This window comes from Streptomyces sp. NPDC002754 (assembly GCF_053592315.1).
In genome coordinates this window covers 72,692-97,885 of the sequence record NZ_JBSFVM010000022.1, presented here as the reverse complement: position 1 = coordinate 97,885, position 25,194 = coordinate 72,692, and the positions used below count along the sequence as shown (strand labels likewise).

The 25,194-nt window shown below is 71.5% G+C and carries 20 protein-coding genes; 19 read left to right on the top strand and 1 reads right to left on the bottom strand.

What is annotated here, in order from left to right:
• Positions 1-68 precede the first annotated feature (68 nt).
• From ACWD2L_RS30880 to ACWD2L_RS30820, 13 genes are all read left to right on the top strand, one after another.
• On the top strand, positions 69-848 hold the full coding sequence (locus ACWD2L_RS30880; RefSeq protein ID WP_451192635.1) for a hypothetical protein: 780 nt from the start codon (positions 69-71) through the stop codon (positions 846-848).
• On the top strand, positions 849-3,038 hold the full coding sequence (locus ACWD2L_RS30875) for a polysaccharide deacetylase family protein (RefSeq protein ID WP_351338162.1): 2,190 nt from the start codon (positions 849-851) through the stop codon (positions 3,036-3,038).
• Positions 3,035-4,480: an acyltransferase family protein gene (locus tag ACWD2L_RS30870; RefSeq protein WP_351338165.1), complete on the top strand. Its 1,446-nt coding sequence runs from the start codon at positions 3,035-3,037 to the stop codon at positions 4,478-4,480. Before ACWD2L_RS30875 ends, ACWD2L_RS30870 begins: the two co-directional genes overlap by 4 nt.
• 126 nt (positions 4,481-4,606) lie before the next feature.
• Positions 4,607-5,350 carry an MHYT domain-containing protein gene (locus tag ACWD2L_RS30865; RefSeq protein WP_351338168.1) on the top strand — a complete coding sequence of 248 codons (744 nt, stop codon included), beginning with the start codon at positions 4,607-4,609 and terminating at the stop codon, positions 5,348-5,350.
• A 140-nt stretch (positions 5,351-5,490) separates the two neighbouring features.
• Positions 5,491-6,861 (top strand): nitrate/nitrite transporter, encoded by a 1,371-nt coding sequence (locus ACWD2L_RS30860; RefSeq protein ID WP_351338171.1) that lies wholly within the window; start codon positions 5,491-5,493, stop codon positions 6,859-6,861.
• A 124-nt stretch (positions 6,862-6,985) separates the two neighbouring features.
• Positions 6,986-8,149, top strand: coding sequence for a uroporphyrinogen-III synthase (locus tag ACWD2L_RS30855; RefSeq protein WP_351338174.1), 1,164 nt, complete (start codon positions 6,986-6,988; stop codon positions 8,147-8,149).
• 175 nt (positions 8,150-8,324) lie between these two features.
• Complete coding sequence (locus ACWD2L_RS30850) at positions 8,325-8,867, top strand: GNAT family N-acetyltransferase (protein WP_351338177.1); 543 nt, start codon at positions 8,325-8,327, stop codon at positions 8,865-8,867.
• Positions 8,868-8,932: 65 nt separating this feature from the next.
• Positions 8,933-9,541 (top strand): CGNR zinc finger domain-containing protein, encoded by a 609-nt coding sequence (locus tag ACWD2L_RS30845; protein ID WP_351338180.1) that lies wholly within the window; start codon positions 8,933-8,935, stop codon positions 9,539-9,541.
• A 74-nt stretch (positions 9,542-9,615) separates the two neighbouring features.
• Entirely contained in the window at positions 9,616-10,221 is a 606-nt protein-coding gene (locus tag ACWD2L_RS30840; RefSeq protein WP_351338183.1) for a sigma-70 family RNA polymerase sigma factor, read from the top strand.
• Positions 10,218-11,030, top strand: coding sequence for an anti-sigma factor family protein (locus ACWD2L_RS30835; protein ID WP_351338186.1), 813 nt, complete (start codon positions 10,218-10,220; stop codon positions 11,028-11,030). The genes ACWD2L_RS30840 and ACWD2L_RS30835 overlap by 4 nt, the downstream gene beginning before the upstream one ends.
• An 80-nt stretch (positions 11,031-11,110) precedes the next feature.
• The gene (locus ACWD2L_RS30830) at positions 11,111-13,504 is read left to right on the top strand and encodes a HelD family protein (RefSeq protein ID WP_451192630.1); all 2,394 of its coding nucleotides are present in this window, start codon (positions 11,111-11,113) and stop codon (positions 13,502-13,504) included.
• A 337-nt stretch (positions 13,505-13,841) separates the two neighbouring features.
• The gene (locus ACWD2L_RS30825; protein ID WP_351338192.1) at positions 13,842-15,275 is read left to right on the top strand and encodes an NAD-dependent malic enzyme; all 1,434 of its coding nucleotides are present in this window, start codon (positions 13,842-13,844) and stop codon (positions 15,273-15,275) included.
• A 295-nt stretch (positions 15,276-15,570) separates the two neighbouring features.
• Positions 15,571-15,852: an HU family DNA-binding protein gene (locus ACWD2L_RS30820; RefSeq protein WP_016645140.1), complete on the top strand. Its 282-nt coding sequence runs from the start codon at positions 15,571-15,573 to the stop codon at positions 15,850-15,852.
• Positions 15,853-16,102: 250 nt separating this feature from the next.
• Here the strand turns inward: ACWD2L_RS30820 and murA are convergent, their stop codons facing one another.
• The gene (gene murA / locus ACWD2L_RS30815; protein WP_351338195.1) at positions 16,103-17,443 is read right to left on the bottom strand and encodes a UDP-N-acetylglucosamine 1-carboxyvinyltransferase; all 1,341 of its coding nucleotides are present in this window, start codon (positions 17,441-17,443) and stop codon (positions 16,103-16,105) included.
• A 240-nt stretch (positions 17,444-17,683) separates the two neighbouring features.
• Here murA and ACWD2L_RS30810 point away from each other — a divergent pair, with 240 nt between their 5' ends.
• The 6 genes from ACWD2L_RS30810 to ACWD2L_RS30785 all read left to right on the top strand — a co-directional run bounded on the left by ACWD2L_RS30810 (position 17,684) and on the right by ACWD2L_RS30785 (position 25,160).
• Positions 17,684-18,262 carry a YqgE/AlgH family protein gene (locus tag ACWD2L_RS30810; protein ID WP_351338198.1) on the top strand — a complete coding sequence of 193 codons (579 nt, stop codon included), beginning with the start codon at positions 17,684-17,686 and terminating at the stop codon, positions 18,260-18,262.
• 42 nt (positions 18,263-18,304) lie between these two features.
• On the top strand, positions 18,305-18,610 hold the full coding sequence (locus ACWD2L_RS30805; protein WP_351338200.1) for a DUF3039 domain-containing protein: 306 nt from the start codon (positions 18,305-18,307) through the stop codon (positions 18,608-18,610).
• Positions 18,611-18,729: 119 nt separating this feature from the next.
• A complete protein-coding gene (locus ACWD2L_RS30800) occupies positions 18,730-20,349 on the top strand; it encodes a beta-N-acetylhexosaminidase (protein WP_351338202.1) in 1,620 nt (539 codons plus the stop codon).
• Positions 20,350-20,659: 310 nt separating this feature from the next.
• Positions 20,660-21,559 carry an FAD binding domain-containing protein gene (locus ACWD2L_RS30795; protein WP_351338205.1) on the top strand — a complete coding sequence of 300 codons (900 nt, stop codon included), beginning with the start codon at positions 20,660-20,662 and terminating at the stop codon, positions 21,557-21,559.
• Positions 21,556-22,854, top strand: a complete 1,299-nt coding sequence (locus ACWD2L_RS30790) for a 2Fe-2S iron-sulfur cluster-binding protein (protein WP_351338206.1) — start codon at positions 21,556-21,558, stop codon at positions 22,852-22,854. The genes ACWD2L_RS30795 and ACWD2L_RS30790 overlap by 4 nt, the downstream gene beginning before the upstream one ends.
• Positions 22,851-25,160 (top strand): xanthine dehydrogenase family protein molybdopterin-binding subunit, encoded by a 2,310-nt coding sequence (locus ACWD2L_RS30785; RefSeq protein ID WP_351338208.1) that lies wholly within the window; start codon positions 22,851-22,853, stop codon positions 25,158-25,160. Before ACWD2L_RS30790 ends, ACWD2L_RS30785 begins: the two co-directional genes overlap by 4 nt.
• Positions 25,161-25,194 lie beyond the last annotated feature (34 nt).

The following is a 25,194-nucleotide window of genomic DNA, read 5'->3' as shown; positions in this document are numbered from 1 at the left end:
CCCGGTTCGGCCGTCGTGGACCCCTGAAGTCGCGCGCATGAACGTGTCCTTGGGGGGATGTGCGTACGGTGGAGAACTCACGAGAAGACGGCCTGTCCGGGCCGAGTCATTACCCGCACGAGGTGACGGTCCAACTCGACTTCAGGGGTCGGCAGTTGGGCGACCTGGAGAGTGCGAGACCGGGCGGCGACGCAGGGGGCGGAGCGGCCCGGGAGACGGGCGCCGACGACAAGGAACTCCCCGTCTTCGTCGACGACTCGGGGCGGCGCAGCCGCAACTTCCGCCGTTTCGGTGTGGCGGCGGGCCTGGCCATCGCGGTCTACGCGGTCGTCATCGTGGTCACCCTCTTCTCCGGGAACTCCGACGCGCCGTGGCTGCCCATGCCCGCCGAGGGCAAGGGCGCGGACAAGGTCGGCACCAAGCCGTCCGAGCCCACCCCGGCCCTCTCGACGTCCGGGTCGCCGGGCGCCACCCCGCAGCCCAGCGCCTCCGGCAGCGTCGTCCCGAGCGCCCCCACGGCGCCCGGCGCGAGCGCGTCGGCTTCGGCCGGGTCGAGCGCGTCCGGGAAGCCGTCCACCGGGACCTCGTCGTCCACCAGGCCCACGGGCGGTGCGACGACGCCGCCCACGAAGCCCACGAAGCCGGACGAGCCCGACGACCCGACGACGGAGCCGCCCGGTGACGGCACCGCCGACCCGTCGACGGACCCCGGCGGCCAGCCGACCGGCCCGGCGGACGGGACCGTGGCCGACGGCTCGGGCACCGTCGCCGTCGGCGACCTCGCGCACCTGCTCGTAGCGCCCCTGGTGGCGTCCCTCGTCCCGCCCCTGGAAAGCAGCGTCCTGTAGATGTCCGACCGCCCACGCCACGCACAGGCCGCGGCCCGCAGGCGCCGCCTTCCGCTGCGCTATCTGCTGCCCTCACTGCTGCTCGTCGCCGTGATCGCGATGCTGATGCTGCGCGGCTACGTCCACAGCGAGATCCTCGCGGACCACCGCATCCGCCCCGAGGCGGCCACCGACAAGGTGCCGGAGAAGATCCTCGACGGCGGACCCGTCATCGACACCAGGGGGGACCGGGAGACCAGCCGTTCCATAGGCAAGCACCAACTGGTGCTCACCTTCGACGACGGCCCCGACCCCGAGTGGACCCCCAAGGTCCTCGACGTCCTCAAGAAGCACGACGCGCACGCCGTCTTCTTCGTCACCGGCACCATGGCCTCGCGCCATCCCGACCTGGTGCGCCGCATGGTGGAGGAGGGGCACGAGGTCGGCCTGCACACCTTCAACCACCCGGACCTCTCCTACCAGTCGAAGAAGCGCATCGACTGGGAGCTGTCGCAGAACCAGCTGGCCCTCGAAGGCGCGGCCGGCGTGCGCACCTCCCTGTTCCGGCCGCCGTACTCCTCGTTCGCGAACGCCATGGACGACGCGTCGTGGCCGGTGACCAAGTACATCGGCTCGCGCGGCTACATCACGGTCGTCAACAACACGGACAGCGAGGACTGGAAGCGACCCGGCGTCGACGAGATCATCCGCCGTGCCACGCCCAAGGACGGCAAGGGCGCCATCGTCCTGATGCACGACTCCGGAGGCGACCGCTCGCAGACCGTCGCCGCGCTCGACCGCTTCCTGCCCCAACTCCAGGGCGAGGGATACAAGTTCGCGAACCTGACCGAGGCCCTCGGCATGCCCGGTGCGCACACGCCCGTGAGCGGCGTCGAGCTGTGGAAGGGCAAGGCGTGGGTCTACGCGGTGGAGGCCTCGGACAACGTCACGGGCGTCCTCGTCGTCGGCCTCGCCGTCATCGGCGTCCTCGTCATGTCCCGCTTCGGCCTGATGCTCATCCTTTCCGGGGTGCACGCGCGCAGGGTGCGCCGCAAGGGCTTCACGTGGGGGCCACCGGTCACGGAGCCGGTCTCCGTCCTCGTACCGGCCTACAACGAGGCCAAGTGCATTGAGAACACGATCCGTTCGCTCACGCTGAGCGAGCATCCCATCGAGGTCGTCGTGATCGACGACGGCTCCACGGACGGCACCGCGCGCATCGTGGAGAACATGCGGCTGCCCGGCGTCCGCGTCGTCCGGCAGCACAACGCGGGCAAGCCCGCGGCCCTCAACAGGGGCCTGGCCAACGCTCGGTTCGACCTCGTCGTGATGATGGACGGCGACACGGTCTTCGAACCGGCCACCGTGCGCGAGCTGATCCAGCCGTTCGGCGACCCGGGCGTCGGCGCCGTCGCGGGCAACGCGAAGGTGGGCAACACCGACTCGCTGATCGGCGCGTGGCAGCACATCGAGTACGTGATGGGCTTCAACCTCGACCGCCGCATGTACGACATCCTGCGCTGCATGCCGACGATCCCCGGCGCGGTCGGCGCCTTCCGGCGCAGCGCCCTGGAGCGCGTCGGCGGCATGAGCGACGACACGCTCGCCGAGGACACCGACGTCACGATGGCGCTGCACCGCGACGGCTGGCGCGTCGTCTACGCGGAGAACGCGCGCGCCTGGACCGAGGCCCCGGAGACCGTCCAGCAGCTGTGGTCGCAGCGCTACCGCTGGTCGTACGGCACGATGCAGGCGATGTGGAAGCACCGCAGGGCCCTGGTCGAGAAGGGGCCGTCGGGCCGCTTCGGCCGGGTCGGCCTTCCGCTGGTCTCGCTCTTCATGGTCCTGGCCCCGCTCCTCGCGCCGCTGATCGACGTCTTCCTCATCTACGGGCTCGTGTTCGGCCCGACCGGGAAGACGGTCGGCGCCTGGTTCGGCGTGCTCGCGCTCCAGGCGGTCTGCGCGGCGTACGCCTTCCGGCTCGACAAGGAACGCATGACGCACCTCATATCCCTTCCGCTCCAGCAACTCCTGTACCGGCAGCTGATGTACGTCGTGCTGCTCCAGTCCTGGATCACCGCGCTGACCGGTGGCCGCCTGCGTTGGCAGAAGCTGCGCCGCACCGGCGTGGTGGGCGCGGGCCCCGGCGGCCATGTGCCGCACCAGCGGACGGCCTCCGTCTCCGGTGACGAGCGGAGGCCGGTGGCATGACGTATCCGACGAACGGCGGAAGCGGCGGGGGAGTGAACGAACCCTCGGAGCAGGGGAGTCGGTTCGCCAAGCCGGAGCGCGGGCGCCATGCGGGCGCCACCGGGGCCGGCTGGCCGGCCGTGCCGCCCGCGCCGCATACCCGGCGTACCGTCGCGCCCGTCGCGCCCGTGCTCACCGACGCCGTCGCCACCGGTGCGGCGGCGGCCGATGCCACCGCCCGATTCCCCGAGGTGCCGCAGCAACGCCAACAGGCTGCCACCACAAGCCCGTTGGTCGAGGCGGCGCCCAAGAAGCCCGGCCGGGACCGCTACCTCGACCTGCTGCGGTCCATCGCGCTCGTCCGGGTCATCGCCTACCACTTCTTCGGCTGGGTCTGGCTCTCGGTCGTCTTCCCGTCCATGGGCGTGATGTTCGCGCTCGCCGGATCGCTGATGGCGCGCTCCCTGAGCAGGCCCGCGCTGAGCGTCGTCCGAGGGCGGCTGCGTCGGCTCCTCCCGCCGATGTGGCTGTTCAGCGCGCTGGTGCTGCCGCTGCTCTTCGTGGGCGGCTGGAACCCGGGCAAGGACCCGGACACCGGCGGTGGCGCCTGGGGCTGGCTCGGCATCGTCAACTACGTGATCCCGATCGGCGCCCCCGCCTACCCGTGGGAGATCGCCAACCCGCCCGGTTTCCTGGAGACCACGTGGGCCGAGCAGGGCATCGGGCCGCTCTGGTACCTGCGCGCCTACCTGTGGTTCGTGCTCGCGTCCCCGCTGCTGCTCAAGGCGTTCCGCAAGCTCCCGTGGGCGACGCTCTGCGCCCCGCTCGCCCTCACGGCCGTGATCGGTACGGGCCTGGTGGAGATCCCGGGCCGCACCGGGGAGGCCGTCACCGACTTCGCCGTGTACGGCAGTTGCTGGGTCCTCGGCTTCGCGCACCAGGAGGGCGTGCTGCAGAAGGTGCCGCGCTACGCCGCCGTGTCCTGCGCCGCGATGCTCATGGGCTTCGGCCTGTGGTGGGCCTCGGGCCATCTCTCCGAGGAGGGCTGGGACCTCAACGAGATACCGCTCGCCCAGGCGGCCTGGTCCCTCGGGTTCGTCGTCATCCTGCTCCAGTACGCGCCGTCCTGGCAGAAGTTGCCCGGTCGGCTCGCGCGCTGGGACCGCCTGGTGACGCTGGCGAACAACCGGGCCGTCACGATCTATCTGTGGCACAACCTGCTCATCATGGCGACGTTCCCGCTGGTCGACCTGCTCTACCAACTGCCCTTCATGGACGACCGGTTGAGCTCCGCGCTGGACACGACGTACATGCTCTGGTCGTTCGTCCTCGTCTGGCCGCTCGTCGCCCTCGCGATCGTCTCCACCGGGTGGGTCGAGGACCTGGCGGCGAAGCGCGCACCGCGGCTGTGGCCGGACGGGCGGAAGGGCCGGAAGGGTCGGAGAGGGGCGCGGCACTCCTGAAGTGCCGCTGGGTCACGATGTGATGGAGGCGTGTAGAAGTCGCCCCCAAGCCGTGTAGGTGCTCGCTAATGTTGCCCGCCGGTGCTCGCGACGGACGAGCCGTGACGGGGCGACCAGGGGTGCGTTGTGCAGGCGACGGTTGACGGGTTCGGCTATGGGGCGGTGACCCCGGTGGCAGCGTTTTTAGTGGCCAGTCTGGGAGGCGGGATCGGGCTGCGCTGCACCGTGCGGGCTCGGCAGCTCGACTCGGGGCGGCCCAAGTGGCTGTCGTACAGCGCGCTTTCGCTGGGCGTCGGCATCTGGTCCATGCACTTCATCGCGATGATGGGCTTCCAGGTGCACGGGGCGCACATGGACTACGACGCCCGGCTCACCTTCCTCAGCCTCGCCGTCGCGGTGCTCGTGGTCGGCGTGGGGGTCTTCGCCGCCGGCTATGGCGGGCAGCGCACGCCGGTCCTGCTCGGCGCGGGCCTCTTCATGGGGCTCGGCGTCGCGGCCATGCACTACATGGGCATGGCCGCCATGCGGTTCGCCGGGTCCCTGCACTACAGCGCGTCCGTCGTGGCGGCCTCGGTGGCGGTGGCCGTCGTGGCGGCCACCGCCGCCCTGTGGCTGATCATGAACGTACGCGGGCTCTTCGTCAGCCTCGGCGCCAGTCTGCTCATGGGTGTCGCCGTCTGCGCCATGCACTACCTGGGCATGGAGGCGCTCACCGTCGAGCTGATGGCGCCGTCCAGCGGCACGAGTTCCGCGGTGTTCACGGTCCTCGTCCCGTATCTCATCGGCCCGTTCCTCGTGCTGTTCTTCGCCGGTGCCGTGCTGCTCTTCGACCCGCAGACGCTGGAGGGCGACCCGGTGGCGCGCTCCTGAGGCTCCGCGCGGGCCTCACCATCTGCCCACCGGCCAGGTGAGAGCGAAGTTCCCCGCCGGTCACTCCACGCCACAGCCCGGAAATCAGGCCTCCCTACCTTCGGTCACATCAGCTGCGAACCGTGACCTGGAGGCGTGAGATGCCTGGCCCCAAGGAACAGCCCCGGAGCCGGAACTGGATCGAGCGGTGGGATCCCGAGGACGAAGCGTTCTGGGAGGAGACGGGGGCCAAGGTCGCCCGGCGCAACCTCGCCTTCTCCATCCTGTCCGAGCACATCGGGTTCTCCATCTGGACCCTGTGGTCGGTGATGGTCCTGTTCATGGGGCCCGAGTACGGGATCGACCCGGCGGGGAAGTTCTTCCTCGTGTCGATGGCGACGCTGGTGGGGGCCTTCGCGCGCGTGCCCTACACGTTCGCCGTCGCGGTCTTCGGCGGCCGCAACTGGACGATCGTCTCGGCGAGCATGCTGCTCGTGCCGTCCGTCGCCGCGTTCGCGGTCATGGAGCCGGGCACCTCGTACACCACCTTCATGTGGTGCGCGGCGCTCACCGGCGTCGGCGGCGGCAACTTCGCCTCCTCCATGACGAACATCAACTCGTTCTTCCCCCTTCGTAAGAAGGGATGGGCGCTCGGCCTGAACGCGGGCGGCGGCAACATCGGCGTCCCCGTCATCCAGCTCGTCGCGCTCGCCGTGATCGGCGCGAGCGGCGGGCCCCGCGTGCTGCTTGGGATCTACATTCCGCTGATCGTCGTCGCGACCGTCTGCTCCGCGCTGTTCATGGACAACCTGGCGACGGTGAAGAACGACACCGGCGCCGCGAAGGACTCGGCGCGCGACCGGCACACCTGGATCATGTCGTTCCTCTACGTAGGGACGTTCGGCTCCTTCATCGGCTACTCGTTCGCCTTCGGTCTGGTCCTGCAGACCCAGTTCGGACGTACGCCGCTCCAGGCGGCGGGCGTCACCTTCACCGGCCCGCTGCTCGGCTCGCTCATCCGGCCCGTCGGCGGCAGGCTCGCCGACACGTACGGCGGCGCGCGCATCACGCTGTGGAACTTCGTCGGCATGGCCCTCGCCACGGCCGTCGTGATCCTCGCCTCGGTCGAGGAGTCGCTCACGCTGTTCACCGTCGCGTTCATCGCCCTGTTCGTGCTGAGCGGGCTCGGCAACGGGTCGACGTACAAGATGATCCCCGGCATCTTCCAGGCGAAGGCGCTGGCCAAGGGGCTCGCGGGCGAGGAAGCGGCCGCGTACGGGCGGCGGCTCTCCGGCACCTCCATGGGACTGATCGGCGCGGTCGGCGCCCTCGGCGGGCTCGGCATCAACCTGGCGTTCCGGCAGTCCTTCCAGACGGCCGGCACCGGCACCGGGGCCTTCGTGGCCTTCCTCGCCTTCTACGCCGTGTGCTTCGCGGTGACCTGGGCCGTATACCTTCGCCGCCCGGCCCAGCGGACCGTCGCCCCGTCCACGGCGGAGGCGAAGCCGCAGCTCAGCTACGCCGAGGTGTGAGCGCGCACCCCGTAACACGCATGCAATAGCGTTGATCCGGGTCCGACACGGAGCGTTGACAGGCTCGGACGACGCATCGGTGGACCCGGTGCACGCACATACGTCGAGCGGGGCGAGAACCAGCATGGACGAGGAACAGCAGGCCACGAGGCCGGAGCAGGCCCACGGGCCGATCGAGGGCTTCACCGTGGGCGTGACCGCGGCGCGCCGCGCCGACGAGCTGGGCGCGCTGCTCCAGCGGCGCGGCGCCTCGGTGCTGCACGCGCCCGCCCTGCGTATCGTGCCGCTCGCGGACGACAGCGAACTCCTCGTCGCCACCAAGGAGTTGATCGACCACGCGCCGGACGTGGTGATCGCCACCACCGCCATCGGCTTCCGCGGCTGGGTCGAGGCCGCCGACGGCTGGGGCCTGGGCGAGGACCTGATCGCGGGCCTCCGCGGCGTCGAGATCCTCGCGCGCGGCCCGAAGGTGAAGGGCGCGGTGCGCGCCGCGGGTCTTACGGAGGAGTGGTCGCCCTCGTCCGAGTCGATGGCCGAGGTCCTGGAGCGGCTGCTCGACGAGGGCGTCCAGGGGCGGCGCGTCGCCGTGCAGCTGCACGGCGAGCCGCTCCCCGGCTTCGTCGAGGCGCTGCGCGAGGCGGGGGCCGAAGTGGTCGGCGTCCCCGTCTACCGCTGGCTCCCGCCGCAGGACATCGGCCCGGTCGACCGCCTCCTCGACGCCACGGTGGCGCGCGGGGTGGACGCGCTGACGTTCACCTCGGCGCCCGCGGCGACGGCGCTGCTGCGCCGCGCGGAGGAGCGGGGCCTCCTCGAGGAGCTGCTCGCGGCCCTCCACCACGACGTGCTCGCGGCCTGCGTCGGGCCGGTCACGGCGGTGCCGTTGCAGGCGCACGGCGTGGACACGGTGCAGCCGGAGCGGTTCCGGCTCGGACCCCTGGTGCAGCTGCTCTGCAAGGAACTGCCCGCACGCGCGCGTACGTTGCCGATCGCGGGCCACCGGATGCAGATCCGCGGGCAGGCCGTGGTCGTGGACGACGAGCTGCGGCCGGTGCCGCCCGCGGGCATGTCGCTGCTGAGGGCGCTTGCGCGGCGGCCGGGGTGGGTGGTGTCCCGCGCGGAGCTGTTGCGGGCGTTGCCGGGGGCGGGGCGGGACGAGCATGCGGTGGAGACGGCGATGGCGCGACTCAGGTCGTCCCTCGGGGCGCCGAGACTGATTCAGACCGTGGTCAAGCGGGGGTATCGGTTGGCGTTGGATCCGGCGGCAGATGCGAAGTACGCGGACGCGTGACCTGGGGCGATCCGGTGCGGCAAATCAAGCCCCTGCGGCGATTGAGCAGCGGGGTCCGGGGCGGAGCCCCGGGGGTCGGCCCCGGGAAGCCGCCTGCTCAATCGCCGCAGGGGCTTGAAAGATGCTGCTCAATCGCCGCAGGGGCTTGATAGGCCGCAGGGGCTTAAATGGGCGCATGCTGATCACCCCCGACATAGAACTCCGCCGCGCCGTCCCTCAGGACGCCCCCGCGCTCGCCGACGCCGTCGTCCGCAACCGGGAGTTCATGAAGACCTGGGAGCCGTACCGTTCCGAGGAGTACTACACGGAGCGGGAGCAGGCCGAGCGGATCGCGGAGCCCGGCGGGGTCACGTGGCTGCTGTTGGACCGGTCCGCCGACGGCCGCGTGGTCGGCCGCGCGGCGCTCAGTGGCATTCACCTCGGCCCCCTGTGCAGCGCCAGCCTCGGCTACTGGGTGGACGCCGACTACCGGGGCCGCGGCCTGGTCCCCGCCGCCGTCGAGGAGATCTGCCGCGCCGCCCGCGACGAACTGGGCCTGCACCGCGTCGAGGCGGGCACGCTCACGGACAACGAGGCGTCCCAGCGCGTACTCGCCAAGTGCGGCTTCGTCCGGTACGGGCTCGCGCCCAAGTTCCTCCACATCAACGGGGATTGGCGCGACCACGTCCTGTTCCAGCGCATCCTCCACGACGACCCGCCGGCGTACGGCCGCTCGTAGCCCGTCAACCCCCGTTCCGGCGGCAGGGGTTCCGGCGGCGCCCGCGGGCGGGCACTGTAGAGGGCATGGCAGCAGTACCCACCGGGCCCCACCCGCCTGCCCCTGCCCCCTACGAGTTGCGCTTCGACTCCGGGCGTCTCTGCCTGGACCTCGTCGCGACCGCGCACCCCGACGAACGCCTCACGAGCCCCGACCTGCTGCGCGCCTGGCTGGTCGGCGCGGGGCTCGTCCCGGCCACCGTCGCGCTGGCGGACCGTTCACCCGCTTGGCTCGCCGCCTTCCATGAACTGCGCGGTCACGTAGGCCAGTTGGTGCGCGGCGAACTGTCGGGCCACCCGTCGTCCGCCGCCCTGGAACGGGTCAACCTGCTCGCCCGCGCGGCCCCGCCCGCACCCCTTGCCGTACGCGCCGCCGACGGCACCCTCGTCCGCTCCCTGCACCTCGAACCCGACTGCCCGGCCCTGCTCGCGGCCGTCGCACGCGATGCCGTCGACCTCCTCACCGACCCGGCCGTCCGCGACGCCCTCCGCCAGTGCGAGGGCGACGCCTGCCCCATCATCTACCTGGACATGTCCCGTGGCCGCAGGCGCCGTTGGTGCTCCAGTGAGGTGTGCGGCAACCGGGAGCGGGTGGCCCGGCATCGGCGCAGAGCGGCGGCGCTGGCGAGGGCGTGAGGCGCTTTCCGCAACTGCCTTTGAACATCCGTGAGTTCGTGTGCGTATCCCTCCCGTGAGCCCAGCCGAGAGACATGGCCGAACAGGGGACACCGGAGGTAGGCGTGCGCAAGGATTCCGCCGTGGCCGATGAACGCCCGCCCCGGGCCCGACATCGCGCACCCCGGCCCCCCGAGCCGGACGAGGAGCTGATGCGCGCGCTCTACGCCGAGCACGCACGACCGCTTCTGGCCTATGTGCTCCGCTTGGTGGCGGGCGACCGGCAGCGCGCGGAGGATGTCGTACAGGAGACGCTCATCCGTGCCTGGAAGAACGCCGGACAGCTCAACCGAGCGACCGGTTCGGTACGCCCCTGGCTGGTGACGGTCGCCCGGCGCATCGTCATCGACGGTCACCGCAGTCGACAAGCTCGGCCGCAGGAGGTCGATCCGTCGCCGCTGGAGGTCATCCCCGCGGAGGACGAGATCGACAAGGCGCTGTGGCTGATGACCCTTTCCGACGCGCTGGAGGACTTGACCCCGGCCCACCGGGAAGTACTCGTGGAGACGTACTTCAAAGGACGTACGGTCAGCGAGGCGGCCGAGACGCTCGGCATCCCCAGCGGCACGGTGCGCTCGCGGGTCTTCTACGCGCTGCGCTCGATGAAGCTGGCGTTGGAGGAACGGGGGGTGACGGCATGACGACGGGGCACGGAACGTACGGTCCCTTCGGGCACGAGCCGGCGGGTGACGTGCACGAGACCGTCGGCGCCTACGCGCTGGGCATTCTCGACGACATCGAGGCGAGCGCGTTCGAGGCGCATCTGGCGACGTGCGAGCGGTGCGCGCGGGACCTGGAGGAGTTCGCGGGCATGGAGCCGATGCTCGCCGCCCTCGCCGACCTGCCGGCCGAGCGCGGCGCACCGCGCGAGCCGACCCCGCAGATCGGCGACTCCCTCGCGGCCCGCCCGAGCCCCCGCCTCGCGGCGTCCCTCGCCGACGAACTGGGGCGCCGCCGCAGGCACAAGCGCAAGCGCGGCCTCTTCCTGGTCGCGGCCGCCGCCGCCCTGATCATCGGCGGCCCGCTGACGGTCCTCGCGGTGACGGACGGAGGCGGCGGCAGCGTCGCGGAGGCCCACCCCACCAGCCCCGCCCAGGACGCCTTCTTCCACCACATGCCCGACAAGGTGAAGGCCACCGACACCACGACGAACGTCACGGCGACGATCGGCATGGAGAAGAAGGCCTGGGGCACCCACACCGTCCTGGAACTGAAGAACGTCAAGGGTCCGCTGAAGTGCTCCCTCGTCGCGGTCGGCAAGAACGGCGAGCGCGAGACCGTCACTACCTGGGCGGTCCCGAAGTGGGGCTACGGCATCGACGACAGTGCGAACGCGAACGCGAAGCATCCCCTGTACGTGCACGGGGGCGCGGCCTTCGACCGGGGCCAGATCGACCACTTCGAGGTCGAGACGCTCGACGGAAAGCGGCTCGTGGAGGTGAACGCCTGACCGCGTGGGCGCGCACGTAGCCCTACGGGGCCCCTTTCGCGTACCTTTGACGGCTGCCCAGCACGTCAGAAGGGGGCCCGGTGGCCGCTCAGGCTCCGCACGATTCAGCGGTGAAATCGGATACGAACCCAGGTGGGGTCGAGGCCGCGGATTCGGTCCGCGACCGTGAGCTCGGTATCGAGCAGATCCACCTCGACGCCGTCTACCGACGCCTCGAAGAGAAGATCCACGAGGCCGAGTTCCTGATGGAGGACGCCACCAAACGCGGCCAGGTCGGCACGCCCGGCGCGCTCGCCGAGCGCGACGCGCAGGTCTTCCGCGCGGGTATCCACCTCAACCGTCTCAACAACGAGTTCGAGGACTTCCTCTTCGGCCGCATCGACCTGCTTCAGGGCAAGGACGGCAAAAAGGGCCCGGACGGCGCGTACACGGCGCTCGAACCGGCGGACGGCGCCGTCCGCGAGGACAACACGGCCGACATCGCCGAGACGCTGCACATCGGCCGCATCGGCGTGCTCGACGCGGACTACTCGCCGCTCGTCATCGACTGGCGCGCCCCGGCCGCCGCGCCCTTCTACCGCTCCACGCCGGTCGACCCCGGCCGGGTGGTGCGCCGCCGCGTCATCCGCTCCAAGGGCCGCAAGGTGCTCGGCGTGGAGGACGACCTGATGCGCCCGGAGCTGACCGCGTACCTGGACGGCGAGCGGCTGCCCGCCGTCGGCGACGGCGCCCTGATGGCCGCCCTCGGCCAGGCCCGCAGCCACTCGATGCGCGACATCGTCGCCTCCATCCAGGCCGAACAGGACCAGGTCATCCGCGCCCCCGCCGCGTCCGTGACCTACGTCGAGGGCGGGCCCGGCACCGGCAAGACGGCGGTGGCGCTGCACCGCGCCGCGTACCTGCTGTACCAGGACCGCCGCCGGTACGCGGGCGGCATCCTGATCGTCTCGCCGACGCCGCTCCTGGTCGCCTACACCGAGGGCGTGCTGCCCTCGCTCGGCGAGGAGGGCCAGGTCGCGATCCGCGCGGTGGGCTCGCTGGTCGACGGGGCGGAGGCCACGGTCTACGACTCCCCGGCGGTGGCCCGGATCAAGGGCTCGTCGCGGATGCCGGGGCTGCTGCGGAAGGCGGCACGCGGCGCCCTGGAGTCGGGGCGCCCGCAGCGGCCCGCCGTCCAGGAACAGCTCGCGTTCGGCGACGACGAGGAACCGGAGGCCGGTCCCGCGCCGACCCCGACGCGGCTGCGCGTCGTCGCCTTCGGCCGCCGCCTGGAGCTGGACGCGAACCGTCTGAGTCGGATCCGGCAGTCCGCCCTCGGCGGCACCGCCCCCGTCAACCATCTGCGCCCGCGCGCCCGCAGGCTCCTCCTCGACGCGCTCTGGGACCAGTCGGGCGCCGGGAGCCGGCACTCCGACCCCGAGCTCGCGGCCGAGCTGCGCTCCTCCTTCGACGAGGACGTGAGCGGTGAGGACGAGTTCATCCACTTCCTCGACGCGTGGTGGCCGGAGCTGACGCCCCGTTCGGTCCTGTCCGCCATGTCCGACGAGCGGCGCCTGGGCCGCTGGGCCCGCCGTGTCCTCAACCCCGGCGAGATCCGCAAACTCGCCAAGTCCCTGCGGCGCGACGCCCTTTCGGTCCACGACGTCGCCCTGCTCGACGAGCTGACCGCCGTCCTCGGCACCCCGGCCCGCCCGAAGAAGAGGCGCGAGTACGACCCGCTCGACCAGCTCACCGGCCTCGAGGAGCTGATGCCGCAGCGCGAGGAGTCCCAGCGCGAGCGCGCCGAGCGCCTCGCCCAGGAGCGCACCGAGTACGCGCACGTCATCGTCGACGAGGCGCAGGACCTCACGCCGATGCAGTGGCGAATGGTCGGCCGCCGGGGCCGGCACGCGACGTGGACGATCGTCGGCGACCCCGCCCAGTCCTCCTGGTCCGACCCGGAGGAGGCGGGCGCCGCCCGCGACGAAGCCCTCGGCTCCCGGCCGCGGCGCCGCTTCACGCTGACCGTGAACTATCGCAACCCGTCCGAGATCGCCGAGCTGGCCGCGAAGGTCCTGGCGCTGGCGATGCCCGGCTCCGAGTCCCCTTCGGCGGTCCGCTCGACGGGCGTGGAGCCGCGCTTCGTCGCCGTACGCGACAAGGCCGGCGACACGGTTCGCGCGGAGGCCGCCCGGCTCCTGGAGCAGGTCGACGGCACCGTCGGCGTCGTCGTGGCGATGAACCGCCGGGACGAGGCGGCCCGCTGGCTGTCCGGGCTCGGCGAGCGCGTCGTGGCGCTCGGCTCCCTGGAGGCCAAGGGCCTGGAGTACGACGCCACGATCGTGGTCTCCCCGGCCGAGATCGCGGACGAGTCCCCGGCGGGTCTGCGGGTCCTGTACGTCGCCCTGACCCGTGCCACGCAGCAGCTCACGGTGGTCTCCGGCGAACGCGACGAACCGGACGCGAACGGGGTGCCGGACCTGCTCCGTGACTGACCCTTGCCCCTGATGTCTCCGGTGTTACCGTTGATGACGGCACCGGCTCGATCCAAGCCCCCGGGCCCAACCATCGTCCCTTAGAGGGACCACTTGCCGCGAGGCGAGCATGGCGGGTCGGTGTCGTGAATGTGAGGCGAGGCCCACGTCACTTTCGTGACGTGGGCCTCGTTCTGTTCCCTCTTCCCGTTTCCCCTGACTTCTCGTATGGTGGAAACTACTTTCCAAAAGATGAATGAACGTTAGCTTCAAAACCCGATGCGACTACCACGTACTCACCGGTAGGTGGGACCATCGGACGGCAACAGCTACACGGTGAAAGCAGAGGAAGTCGGCCATGGCAACGGCGCCCAGCGTCTCCTACTCGATGACGGTCCGGTTGGAGGTCCCCGCGGGCGGTAACGCCGTCTCGCAGCTGACCACCGCCGTTGAGTCCTCCGGCGGCTCGGTGACCGGCCTCGACGTCACCGCTTCCGGTCACGAGAAGCTCCGGATCGACGTCACGATCGCGGCCACGTCGACGTCCCACGCGGACGAGATCGTCGAGGAACTCCGCAAGATCGAGGGCGTGACGCTCGGGAAGGTCTCCGACCGTACGTTCCTCATGCACCTCGGCGGCAAGATCGAGATGCAGTCCAAGCACCCCATCCGCAACCGTGACGACCTCTCCATGGTCTACACGCCGGGTGTGGCCCGCGTCTGCATGGCGATCGCCGAGAACCCCGAGGACGCCCGGCGCCTGACCATCAAGCGCAACACCGTCGCGGTCGTCACCGACGGCTCCGCGGTGCTCGGCCTCGGCAACATCGGCCCGATGGCCGCCATGCCGGTCATGGAGGGCAAGGCGGCCCTCTTCAAGCGCTTCGCCGACATCGACGCCTGGCCGATCTGCCTGGACACCCAGGACACGGACGCCATCGTCGAGATCGTCAAGGCCATCGCCCCCGGCTTCGCGGGCATCAACCTCGAGGACATCTCGGCGCCCCGCTGCTTCGAGATCGAGGCCCGCCTCCGCGAGGCCCTCGACATCCCCGTCTTCCACGACGACCAGCACGGCACCGCGATCGTCGTGCTCGCCGCGCTGACCAACGCGCTGCGCGTGGCGGGCAAGGACATGGGCGACATCCGCGTCGTCATGTCGGGCGCCGGCGCGGCCGGTACGGCCATCCTGAAGCTGCTGCTCGCGGCGGGCGTCAAGAACGCCGTCGTGGCCGACATCCACGGTGTCGTGCACGCGGGCCGCGAGGACCTGAAGGACGCCGACGCGGACTCGCCGCTGCGCTGGATCGCCGACAACACCAACCCCGAGGGCCTGACCGGCACGCTGAAGGAAGCGGTCGTCGACGCGGACGTGTTCATCGGCGTCTCGGCCCCGAACGTGCTGAACGGCGACGACGTGGCCGCGATGGCCGAAGGTGCCATCGTGTTCGCGCTCGCGAACCCGGACCCGGAGGTCGACCCGGCGATCGCCCGTCAGACGGCGACGGTCGTGGCCACGGGCCGCTCCGACTTTCCGAACCAGATCAACAACGTGCTGGTCTTCCCCGGCGTCTTCCGCGGCCTGCTCGACGCCCAGTCGCGCACGGTCAACACGGAAATGATGCTGGCGGCCGCGACGGCCCTGGCCGACGTGGTCACCGAGGACGAGCTCAACCCGAACTACATCATCCCGAGCGTCTTCAACGACAAGGTCGCGGGAGCCGTCGCCGGAGCGGTGCGCGATGCCGCGAAAGCTGCCGGAGTGGTTGTGACGGGGGCCACGACCGCCTGATTACCGGCGCGTCGCGGTTTACGGGGCCCGCGGGACCCATAGGCTGGCCGGGAAACAGGCCCCCGGCCCGCCTCTCACCGGCGCGGTGGCGCCTTCCGTGTTACTCCAAGGGGTGCCGGATTGGCTTTACCGCCGTGGGTAGGGGCAGGATGCCTCTTCAGGCGCAAGGGTCTGGAAGACGGACCCGGGTCCTGGGCCTGACCGAGACCCTGGCAGCATCAACTTTGCTGTTGCCCAACACGCGGCCTGGTCGCGTGGCACGCCTCAACGGCAAGAAGAACACGGGAGTACAAACATGAACCGCAGTGAGCTGGTGGCCGCGCTGGCCGACCGCGCCGAGGTGACTCGCAAGGACGCCGACGCCGTGCTGGCCGCGTTCGCCGAGACCGTCGGCGAGATCGTTGCCAAGGGCGACGAGAAGGTCACCATCCCCGGCTTCCTGACCTTCGAGCGCACCCACCGTGCCGCTCGCACCGCCCGTAACCCGCAGACCGGCGAGCCGATCAACATCCCGGCCGGCTACAGCGTCAAGGTTTCGGCGGGCTCCAAGCTCAAGGAAGCCGCCAAGGGCAAGTAGTTCCTAGGCGCAAGGACGGCCCCCCGGATCCTTCCGGGGGGCCGTCCTTTTTTTGTTCTTTTTTGGGGGGCGCGGGGAACTGCGCGCCCAGCCACGGCACGGCGGGTCTGCGGGCGACCCTCAGCTCTGTGGCCCGTCGCGGCTTTTCGTCTGGTTGCGTTCGCGCGGTTCCCCGCGCCCCTAAAAAACAAAAAACAGGGCCGCCCCCGGTCGACCGGGGGCGGCCCTGGTGGCTACGCGGAGCGAACCGCTAGCCGAGGGCCTTGCCCGGGAGTTCGACCTTCGCGCCGAGCTCGACGAGCTTCTCCATGAAGTTCTCGTAGCCGCGGTTGATCAGGTCGATCCCGTGGACACGGCTCGTGCCCTGGGCCGCCAGCGCCGCGATCAGGTACGAGAAGCCGCCACGCAGGTCGGGGATGACCAGGTCGGCGCCCTCCAGCTTCGTCGGCCCGGACACGACCGCCGAGTGCAGGAAGTTGCGCTGCCCGAAGCGGCAGTTGGAGCCGCCGAGGCACTCGCGGTAGAGCTGGATGTGCGCGCCCATCTGGTTCAGCGCGGACGTGAAGCCGAGACGCGACTCGTAGACCGTCTCGTGGACGATCGAGAGGCCCGTGGCCTGCGTCAGGGCGACGACGAGCGGCTGCTGCCAGTCCGTCTGGAAGCCGGGGTGGACGTCCGTCTCCAGCGCGATCGACTTCAGCTGGCCACCGGGGTGCCAGAAGCGGATGCCCTCGTCGTCGATCTCGAAGGCGCCGCCGACCTTCCGGTACGTGTTCAGGAACGTCATCATCGAGCGCTGCTGCGCGCCGCGGACGTAGATGTCGCCGTGCGTGGCGAGCGCCGCCGACGCCCAGGAGGCCGCCTCCAGACGGTCCGACAGGGCGCGGTGCGTGTAGCCGCCGAGCTTGTCGACGCCGGTGACGCGGATGGTGCGGTCCGTGTCCATCGCGATGATCGCGCCCATTTTCTGCAGGACGCAGATCAGGTCCTCGATCTCAGGCTCCACGGCCGCGTTCGAGAGCTCCGTGACGCCCTCGGCGAGGACGGCCGTGAGCAGGACCTGCTCGGTGGCGCCCACGGAGGGGTAGGGGAGACGGATCTTCGTGCCGCGCAGCCGCTGCGGGGCCTCCAGGTACTGGCCGCCCTCGCGCTTCTCGATCGTCGCGCCGAACTGGCGGAGCACCTCGAAGTGGAAGTCGACCGGACGGCCGCCGATGTCGCAGCCGCCGAGACCCGGGATGAAGGCGTGGCCGATGCGGTGCAGCAGCGGGCCGCACAGCAGGATCGGGATGCGGGAGGAGCCCGCGTGCGCGTCGATGTCGGCCACGTTCGCCGACTCCACGTGCGAGGGGTCCATCACCAGCTCGCCCGGCTCCTCACCGGGGCCGACCGTCACGCCGTGCAGCTGCAGCAGGCCGCGTACGACGCGCACGTCGCGGATGTCCGGGACATTGCGCAGCCGGCTCGGCGCACTGCCGAGGATCGCGGCGACCATGGCCTTTGGCACGAGGTTCTTCGCGCCGCGAACACGGATCTCGCCCTCGAGCGGAGTTCCGCCGTGGACAAGGAGTACATCGTCGGTGACGGTCATGAATCTCGCGTTCCGAAGAGAAGGGCAGGGCCAGGCTCAAGGGTAAGGGCGGCCCGCCCCATATTCGTATGCCTGCGGGTTCCAGGGAGCGTCATGAGTTCGCCACAACACGAAGCGCGCCGGGGAAAGCACAAAGCGTGACGATTTTGTGAAGTGCCGGCCTTCCGCTTCCCCGCGCGCTGAGCTGCGTTCCCGCGGTTGTTGCGCTTGGCTCCCCCCGCGGCGGCCGAATGCGGGATCATGTCAGGCATGACCGAGGTGTCCTCGCTCACAGGGCGGCTGCTCGTGGCTACACCCGCCCTCGCGGACCCGAATTTCGACCGGGCGGTCGTGCTGCTCCTCGACCACGACGAGGAGGGCTCGCTCGGCGTCGTACTGAACCGGCCGACGCCGGTGGACGTCGGGGACATCCTGGAGGGCTGGGCCGGTCTGGCCGGTGAGCCGGGGGTCGTCTTCCAGGGCGGCCCGGTCTCGCTCGACTCGGCGCTCGGCGTCGCGGTCATCCCCGGCGACGACGAGCGGGAGGCGCCCCTCGGCTGGCGGCGGGTGCACGGCGCGATCGGCCTCGTCGACCTGGAGGCCCCGCCGGAGCTGCTCGCGGCGGCGCTCGGCTCCCTGCGGATCTTCGCCGGTTACTCGGGCTGGGGGCCGGGGCAGCTGGAGGACGAACTGACCGAGGGTGCCTGGTACGTCGTCGAGTCGGAGCCCGGTGATGTCTCCGCCACCCGCCCCGAGGGCCTGTGGCGGGCGGTCCTGCGGCGCCAGCGCGGCGAACTGGCGATGGTGGCCACGTATCCGGACGATCCCTCGCTCAACTGACCTCGTTCCGGGACCGGGCGGGCTTAAGTACCCTTGGCGGTTATGAGCACTCTTGAGCCCGAGCGCGGGACAGGTACGGGGACCCTCGTAGAGCCGACGCCGCAGACGTCGAGCGGCGATGGCGATCACGAGCGCTACGCCCACTATGTCCAGAAGGACAAGATCATGGCGAGCGCGCTGGAGGGCACGCCCGTCGTCGCGCTCTGCGGCAAGGTGTGGGTGCCGGGCCGTGACCCCAAGAAGTATCCCGTGTGTCCCATGTGCAAGGAGATCTACGAGTCCATGGGCGCCGGCGGCGACAAGGACAACGGCGGCAAGGACGGCAAGGGCGGCGGCAAGGACAAGTAGTCGCTCCTCCCTTCCCGGTGAGTCCCTGTGAACCTCGGGTGTGCGGTGACGCATGCCCGGGGTTTCGCGCGTCCGCCCCACCATTGCGCGAATTGGTCCAGTCCTCTTAGCCTCCCGCCATGGAACTCATCCCCGCACCCCGTCGGCTGACGCGCTCGGGCGACGGACGCCACGCGCTCGGCGAGCGCACCGGCATCGCGGCGGGGGAGGGGACCGAAGGCACGGCACGCCGGCTGCGCGCGACACTCGGCGCGGCGACCGGTCTCGACCTGCCGCCCAAGGGTGCGGACGAGGGCGACGTCATCTCCCTGCGCATCGACCCCGCCCGCTCCCTCGAACCGGAGGGCTACCGGCTGCGCGTGACGGACGCGGGCATCACGATCGAGGGCGGCTCCGCGGCAGGCGTCTTCTGGGGCGCCCAGACGCTGCGTCAACTCCTGGGCCCCGACGCGTACCGCCGGGCCCCGCTCCCCGGACGCACCTGGTCCGTCCCGTACGTCACCGTCGAAGACGCGCCGCGCTTCCGCTGGCGCGGCATGATGCTCGACGTCGCCCGGCACTTCACGCCGAAGGCCGGAGTGCTGCGCCAACTCGACCTGATGGCCGCCCACAAGCTCAACGTCCTGCACTTCCACCTCACCGACGACCAGGGCTGGCGCGTCGAGATCAAGCGCCACCCGAAGCTGACGCAGGACGCCTCCTGGCGGTCACGGACGAAATTCGGCCACCGCGCCTCGGAGTTGTGGGAGGACAAGCCGCACGGCGGCTTCTACACGCAGGACGACATCCGCGAAATCGTCGCGTACGCGGACGCGCTGCATATCGCGGTCGTCCCCGAGATCGACCTGCCGGGCCACTCGCAGGCAGCCATCCACGCGTATCCGGAACTCGGCAACAGTGATGTCGTCGACACGTCTTCCCTCCCCGTCTGGGACACCTGGGGCGTCAATCCGAACGTACTCGCCCCCACTGACAACACCCTCCGCTTCTACGAGGGCGTCTTCGAGGAACTCCTCGACCTGTTCCCGTCCACGTTCATCCACGTAGGGGGCGACGAGTGCCCCAAGGACCAGTGGAGGCAGTCGCCCACCGCCCAGGCACGCATCAAGGAACTGGGGTTGGCCGACGAGGACGAGCTCCAGTCCTGGTTCATCCGGCACTTCGACACCTGGCTCGGCACGCGCGGGCGGCGCCTGGTCGGCTGGGACGAGATCCTCGAAGGGGGCCTCGCGCCCGGCGCCACGGTCTCCTCCTGGCGCGGCTACGAAGGCGGCATCACCGCGGCGAGGGCGGGCCACGACGTCGTCATGTGCCCCGAGCAGCAGATCTACTTGAACTACCGCCAGGCCCCCGGCGACGAGGAACCGGTCCCCATCGGCTACGTACGCACCCTGGAGGACGTCTACCGCTTCGAACCGGTTCCCCCGCAGCTGAGCGAGGAGGAGGCGCGGCACGTCCTCGGCACGCAGGCCAACGTGTGGACCGAGGTGACGGAGGACGAGCAGCGCCTCGACTACCAGGTGTATCCGCGGCTTTCCGCCTTCAGTGAGGTCGCCTGGAGCGAGCTGCCCGAACCCGCCGCGCGTGACTTCGCGGACTTCGAGCGCCGAATGACCGCGCACTACCGGCGACTTGACGCCCTGGGCGTCGGCTACCGGCCGCCCGGCGGCCCGTTGCCCTGGCAGCGGCGCCCGGGTGTGCTCGGACGTCCCTTCGAAGGGGAACCCCCGAACGTGTGAGCTTGCACGGAGGCGAGGGCCACGCCTCACCGCCCACCTCGCCTCATACGTAGGCGCAGGCCGCCAATTCGCCCCCACGGGTGATCTGGTGCGATATCGGTCATCTATGAGGTGGAAGGGGCGAATGCCTCCTACCGGACCCCCGCTCCGGGCCGGAAGGAAGATGTGCCAGAGTTGCCACCTCCGGCCTGTCAGCACGTACCGTACGGCGGAACAGGCGTAACGGCGGGAACGGCGGTCACGCGCGGACCACGCGGGGACCGGCGCCGTTGCCAGGCACGCGGCCGGACTTCGGGAAGGGGCAGCCGGTTTGACCACGCACGCACCGCAGGCGACGACACAGGCCGCGGTACTTCCGGGTTCGCTCGACGAGGCCGTCGCGGCACTCGCCGCCATGCCCGCCGCCGTACCGGTGGCCGGGGGCACGGACCTCATGGCCCAGGTCAACGCGGGGGGACTGCGCCCCGCCGCCCTCGTCGGACTCGGCCGGATCAGCGAGATCCGCGGCTGGCAGTACCAGGACGGGAACGCGCTGCTCGGCGCGGGCCTCACCCACGCGCGCATCGGCCGCCCCGACTTCGCCGCGCTGATCCCCGGCCTCGCCGCCGCCGCGCGGGCCGCGGGCCCGCCCCAGATCCGCAACGCGGCCACGCTCGGCGGCAACATCGCCTCCGGCGCGCCCGCCAATGACACGCTGCCCGTACTGGCCGCGCTGGAAGCCACGTTGATCATCGCGGGGCGGGGCGGCGCGAGACGCGAAGTGCCGGTCTCGCACCTGCTGGCCGGCATGGAGATGCTCGCCCCGGGCGAACTGATCGGGTTTGTGCGGGTTCCGTTGTTGCATGCTCCGCAGGTCTTCCTGAAGGCGACCGGGCGTACGGGTCCCGGCCGCGCCATGGCCTCCGTCGCGCTCGTCCTCGACCCGGCGCGGCGCGGGGTGCGCTGCGCCGTCGGGGCCATCGCGCCGATGCCGCTGCGGCCCCTGGAGGCCGAGCAGTGGGTGGCCTCGCTCATCGACTGGGACGGCGAACGCGGCGCCCTCGTACCGGAGGCCGTGCACGCCTTCGGCGAGTACGTCGCCGCGGCCTGCGTCCCCGACCCGGACCCCGCTCCTGACGGCACGCAGCAGCAGCTGCCGCCCGCCGTACTGCATCTGCGGCGCACCGTCGCCGTGCTGGCCCGACGTGCACTTGGGAGGGCACTGTCGTGACGAACGAGTACCCCGGCCCCGACGGCTGGGAGCCGGTGCCCCAGGGCGAGTACGACTCCGACGCCACGGCCTTCGTGCAGCTGCCCCCCGAGGGCTTCCCGGACGCGGCGCCGCTCGCCGCGCCGGGGCACGGCTACGTGCCGCCGCCGATCACGGTGGGTCCGGCCACGGGGGCGGCCGCGACCGATCCCGCGTCGACCGGGGTGTGGGTGCTGCCGCAGGATCTCGTTGGGCCGGGGGCGGGGGCCTCCGGCGGTGGGGTGGCTGAGCCCGTGGCGGCCGAGCCTGTGGAGCAGGCGCCGCACCACGGGCAGACCGGGCAGTGGTCCGTGCCGCTGGCCGGGGGTGAACTCCCGGAGGAATCGGGTGAGTTCAGCGCGTCCTCGGTGGGGCGGCAGTGGGGTGGGCAGGTGCCTCCGGCGACGTTGCCGGGGGGTGCGGCGGCGCCGTGGGCCCCGGCGGAGCCCGACGTCGAGGTGGAGCTTCCGCCGCTCGTCTCCCCGGAGGGGCCGGCCGGGCCTGCGTCGCGGGGCTCTGCCCCGGACCCCGCGCCTCAATCGCCGGCGGGGCTTGATGTGCCGGGCTCTCGTTCGCAGAGCGGGCTTGATGGGCACGAGACCGTGGCTGTGGAGGCGTCCGAGGTCGAGGTCGACGCCGTCCCGGAGGAGTCCGAGGGTGAAGACGTCGCTCAGCCCTCGCTTCATGACGATCACCCCCTGGCCAGTTACGTTCTGCGGGTCAATGGTGCGGACCGGCCCGTCACGGACGCCTGGATCGGGGAGTCGTTGCTGTACGTGCTGCGTGAGCGGCTCGGGCTCGCGGGGGCCAAGGACGGCTGCTCGCAGGGCGAGTGCGGCGCGTGCAACGTGCAGGTGGACGGCCGTCTCGTAGCCTCCTGCCTGGTGCCCGCGGCGACCACCGCGGGCAGCGAGGTGCGTACGGTCGAGGGACTCGCCACCGACGGCCGCCCCTCGGACGTGCAGCGGGCGCTGGCCGCGTGCGGTGCGGTGCAGTGCGGCTTCTGCGTCCCCGGCATGGCGATGACGGCGCACGACCTCCTGGAGGGCAACCCGAACCCGACCGCCCTGGAGACCCGCCAGGCGCTGTGCGGCAACCTGTGCCGCTGCTCCGGCTACCGGGGTGTCGTGGACGCGGTGCGCCAGGTGGCCGAGGAGCGGCGGACGGCGGCGGACACCGCGGCCGAGGGCGGCGCGGAAGAGCCGCTGATCCCGCGCCAGGCGGGACCCCCGACCACCGGGGACCCGCAGGACTTTCCGGACGGAGGCCAGGCATGACGAACGAGACGGCCACGACCTCCGTGGCCCCCGCCGCCCCGGAGGCGGAGAGCTTCCCGCACGGACTCGGCACGTCCCTCCCCTCGGAGGAGGCGCACGCCAAGGCGGAGGGCACGTTCCCGTACGCCGCCGACCTGTGGGCCGAGGGCCTGCTCTGGGCGTCGATCCTGCGCTCCCCGCACGCGCACGCGCGCGTGGTGAGCATCGACACCAGCCACGCGCGCGAGATGCCCGGCGTCCTCGCGGTCGTCACGCACGAGGACGTCCCCGGCGGCCCGCTGTCCGGACACCGCGCGTCGGACCGCCCGATGTTCGCCTCCGACGTGGTGCGTCACCACGGGGAGGCGCTCGCGGCCGTGGCGGCCGACCACCCCGACACGGCGCGGATGGCCGCCGCCGCGATCGTCGTCGAGTACGAGGTCCTCGACCCGGTCACGGACCCCGAGCAGTCCTTCGGGGCGGAGCCCCTGCACCCCGACGGCAACCTGATCCGCCACATCCCGCTCCAGCACGGCGACGCAGAGGCGACCGGCGAGGTCATCGTCGAGGGGCTGTACCGCATCGGGCGTCAGGATCCGGCGCCGATCGGTGCCGAGGCCGGGCTCGCCGTGCCCCGCCCCGACGGCGGCGTCGAGCTCTACATCGCCTCCACCGACCCGCACGGTGACCGCGACCTCGCGGCGGCCCGCTACGGCCTGGAGCGCGAGCGCGTGAAGGTCGTCGTCACCGGCGTGCCCGGCGCGACGGCCGACCGCGAGGACCCCAGCTTCCACCTCCCGCTCGGCCTCCTCGCCCTGCACACCGGCTGCCCGGTCAAGCTGGCGGCGTCCCGCGAGGAGTCCTTCCTCGGCCACCCGCACCGCCACCCCACCTTGCTCCGCTACCGGCACCACGCGGACGCGGACGGCCGGCTGGTCAAGGTGGAGGCCCAGATCCTGCTGGACGCGGGCGCGTACGCCGACACGTCGTCCGACGCGCTCGCCGCGGCGGTGTCCTTCGCCTGCGGCCCCTACGTAGTGCCGCACGCCTCCATCGAGGGCTGGGCGGTACGGACGAACAACCCGCCCTCCGGCCACGTACGCGGAGAGGGCGCGCTCCAGGTCTGCGCCGCGTACGAGGCGCAGATGGACAAGCTCGCGAAGAAGCTGGGCGTCGACCCGGCCGAACTGCGCCTGCGCAATGTCCTCGCGACCGGCGACATCCTTCCGACGGGGCAGACGGTGACGTGCCCTGCGCCCGTGGCCGAACTGCTCACCTCTGTAAGGGACTTCCCGCTGCCGCCGCTCCCCAAGGACACGCCGGAGGGGGACTGGCTGCTCCCCGGTGGTCCCGAGGGCGTCGGTGACCCGGCCGCGATCCGCCGCGGCGTCGGCTACGGCATCGGCATGGTGCACATGCTCGGCGCGGAGGGCGCGGACGAGGTCTCCACGGCCACCGTGAAGGTCCAGGGCGGCGTCGCGACGGTCATCTGCGCCGCCGTGGAGACGGGCCAGGGCTTCGCCACGCTCGCCCGCCAGATCGTCCAGGAGACGCTCGGGATCGAAGAAGTCCACGTGGCGCCCGTCGACACCGATCAGCCGCCGGCCGGACCCGGCTGCCGGGGCCGGCACACATGGGTGTCGGGCGGAGCGGTCGAGCGGGCGGCCAAGATGGTCCGCACCCAGCTCCTCCAGCCGCTGGCGCACACGTTCGGCATGTCCACGGAGCTGCTGCAGATCGCGGACGGCAAGATCACGTCCTACGACGGCGTGCTCTCGACGACCGTCGAAGAGGCCATGGACGGCAAGGAGTTGTGGGCCACGGCGCAGTGCCGCCCGCACCCCACGGAGCCGCTCGACGCCTCCGGCCAGGGCGACGCCTTCGTCGGCATGGCCTTCTGCGCGATCCGCGCGGTGGTGGACGTGGACGTGGAGCTCGGCTCGGTGCGCGTGGTCGAACTCGCGGTCGCCCAGGACGTCGGCCGCATCCTCAATCCCGCCCAGCTCGCGGCCCGTATCGAAGCGGGCGTCACCCAGGGCGTGGGCGCGGCCCTCACGGAGAACCTCCGCACCCCGAAGGGCATCGTCCGCCGCCCCGACCTCACCGGGTACGCCCTGCCCACCTCGCTCGACACCCCCGAGATCCACATCGTCAACCTGGTCGAGGAGCGCGACGTGGTCGCTCCCTTCGGCGCGAAGCCCGCGAGTGCGGCGCCGGTGGTCGCGGCGCCGGCGGCCGTCGCGTCGGCGGTCCGTGCGGCGACCGGGCGGCCGGTCAACCGGTTGCCGATCAGGCCGCAGGCGGCGGTGGCCGAGCCGGCCGGCTGAGCGGCGCCTTCCCGCACGAGGAAGGGGCGCCCCG

Coding starts and splice junctions, on each gene's coding strand:
- ACWD2L_RS30870 (WP_351338165.1), top strand. CDS start 3,035: ATGACGTATCCGACGAACGGCGGAAGCGGCGGGGGAGTGAACGAACCC.
- murA (WP_351338195.1), bottom strand. CDS start 17,443: ATGACCGTCACCGACGATGTACTCCTTGTCCACGGCGGAACTCCGCTC.
- ACWD2L_RS30860 (WP_351338171.1), top strand. CDS start 5,491: ATGCCTGGCCCCAAGGAACAGCCCCGGAGCCGGAACTGGATCGAGCGG.
- ACWD2L_RS30855 (WP_351338174.1), top strand. CDS start 6,986: ATGGACGAGGAACAGCAGGCCACGAGGCCGGAGCAGGCCCACGGGCCG.
- ACWD2L_RS30805 (WP_351338200.1), top strand. CDS start 18,305: ATGAGCACTCTTGAGCCCGAGCGCGGGACAGGTACGGGGACCCTCGTA.
- ACWD2L_RS30810 (WP_351338198.1), top strand. CDS start 17,684: ATGTCAGGCATGACCGAGGTGTCCTCGCTCACAGGGCGGCTGCTCGTG.
- ACWD2L_RS30785 (WP_351338208.1), top strand. CDS start 22,851: ATGACGAACGAGACGGCCACGACCTCCGTGGCCCCCGCCGCCCCGGAG.
- ACWD2L_RS30800 (WP_351338202.1), top strand. CDS start 18,730: ATGGAACTCATCCCCGCACCCCGTCGGCTGACGCGCTCGGGCGACGGA.
- ACWD2L_RS30875 (WP_351338162.1), top strand. CDS start 849: ATGTCCGACCGCCCACGCCACGCACAGGCCGCGGCCCGCAGGCGCCGC.
- ACWD2L_RS30820 (WP_016645140.1), top strand. CDS start 15,571: ATGAACCGCAGTGAGCTGGTGGCCGCGCTGGCCGACCGCGCCGAGGTG.
- ACWD2L_RS30845 (WP_351338180.1), top strand. CDS start 8,933: ATGGCAGCAGTACCCACCGGGCCCCACCCGCCTGCCCCTGCCCCCTAC.
- ACWD2L_RS30825 (WP_351338192.1), top strand. CDS start 13,842: ATGGCAACGGCGCCCAGCGTCTCCTACTCGATGACGGTCCGGTTGGAG.
- ACWD2L_RS30850 (WP_351338177.1), top strand. CDS start 8,325: ATGCTGATCACCCCCGACATAGAACTCCGCCGCGCCGTCCCTCAGGAC.
- ACWD2L_RS30840 (WP_351338183.1), top strand. CDS start 9,616: ATGGCCGAACAGGGGACACCGGAGGTAGGCGTGCGCAAGGATTCCGCC.
- ACWD2L_RS30835 (WP_351338186.1), top strand. CDS start 10,218: ATGACGACGGGGCACGGAACGTACGGTCCCTTCGGGCACGAGCCGGCG.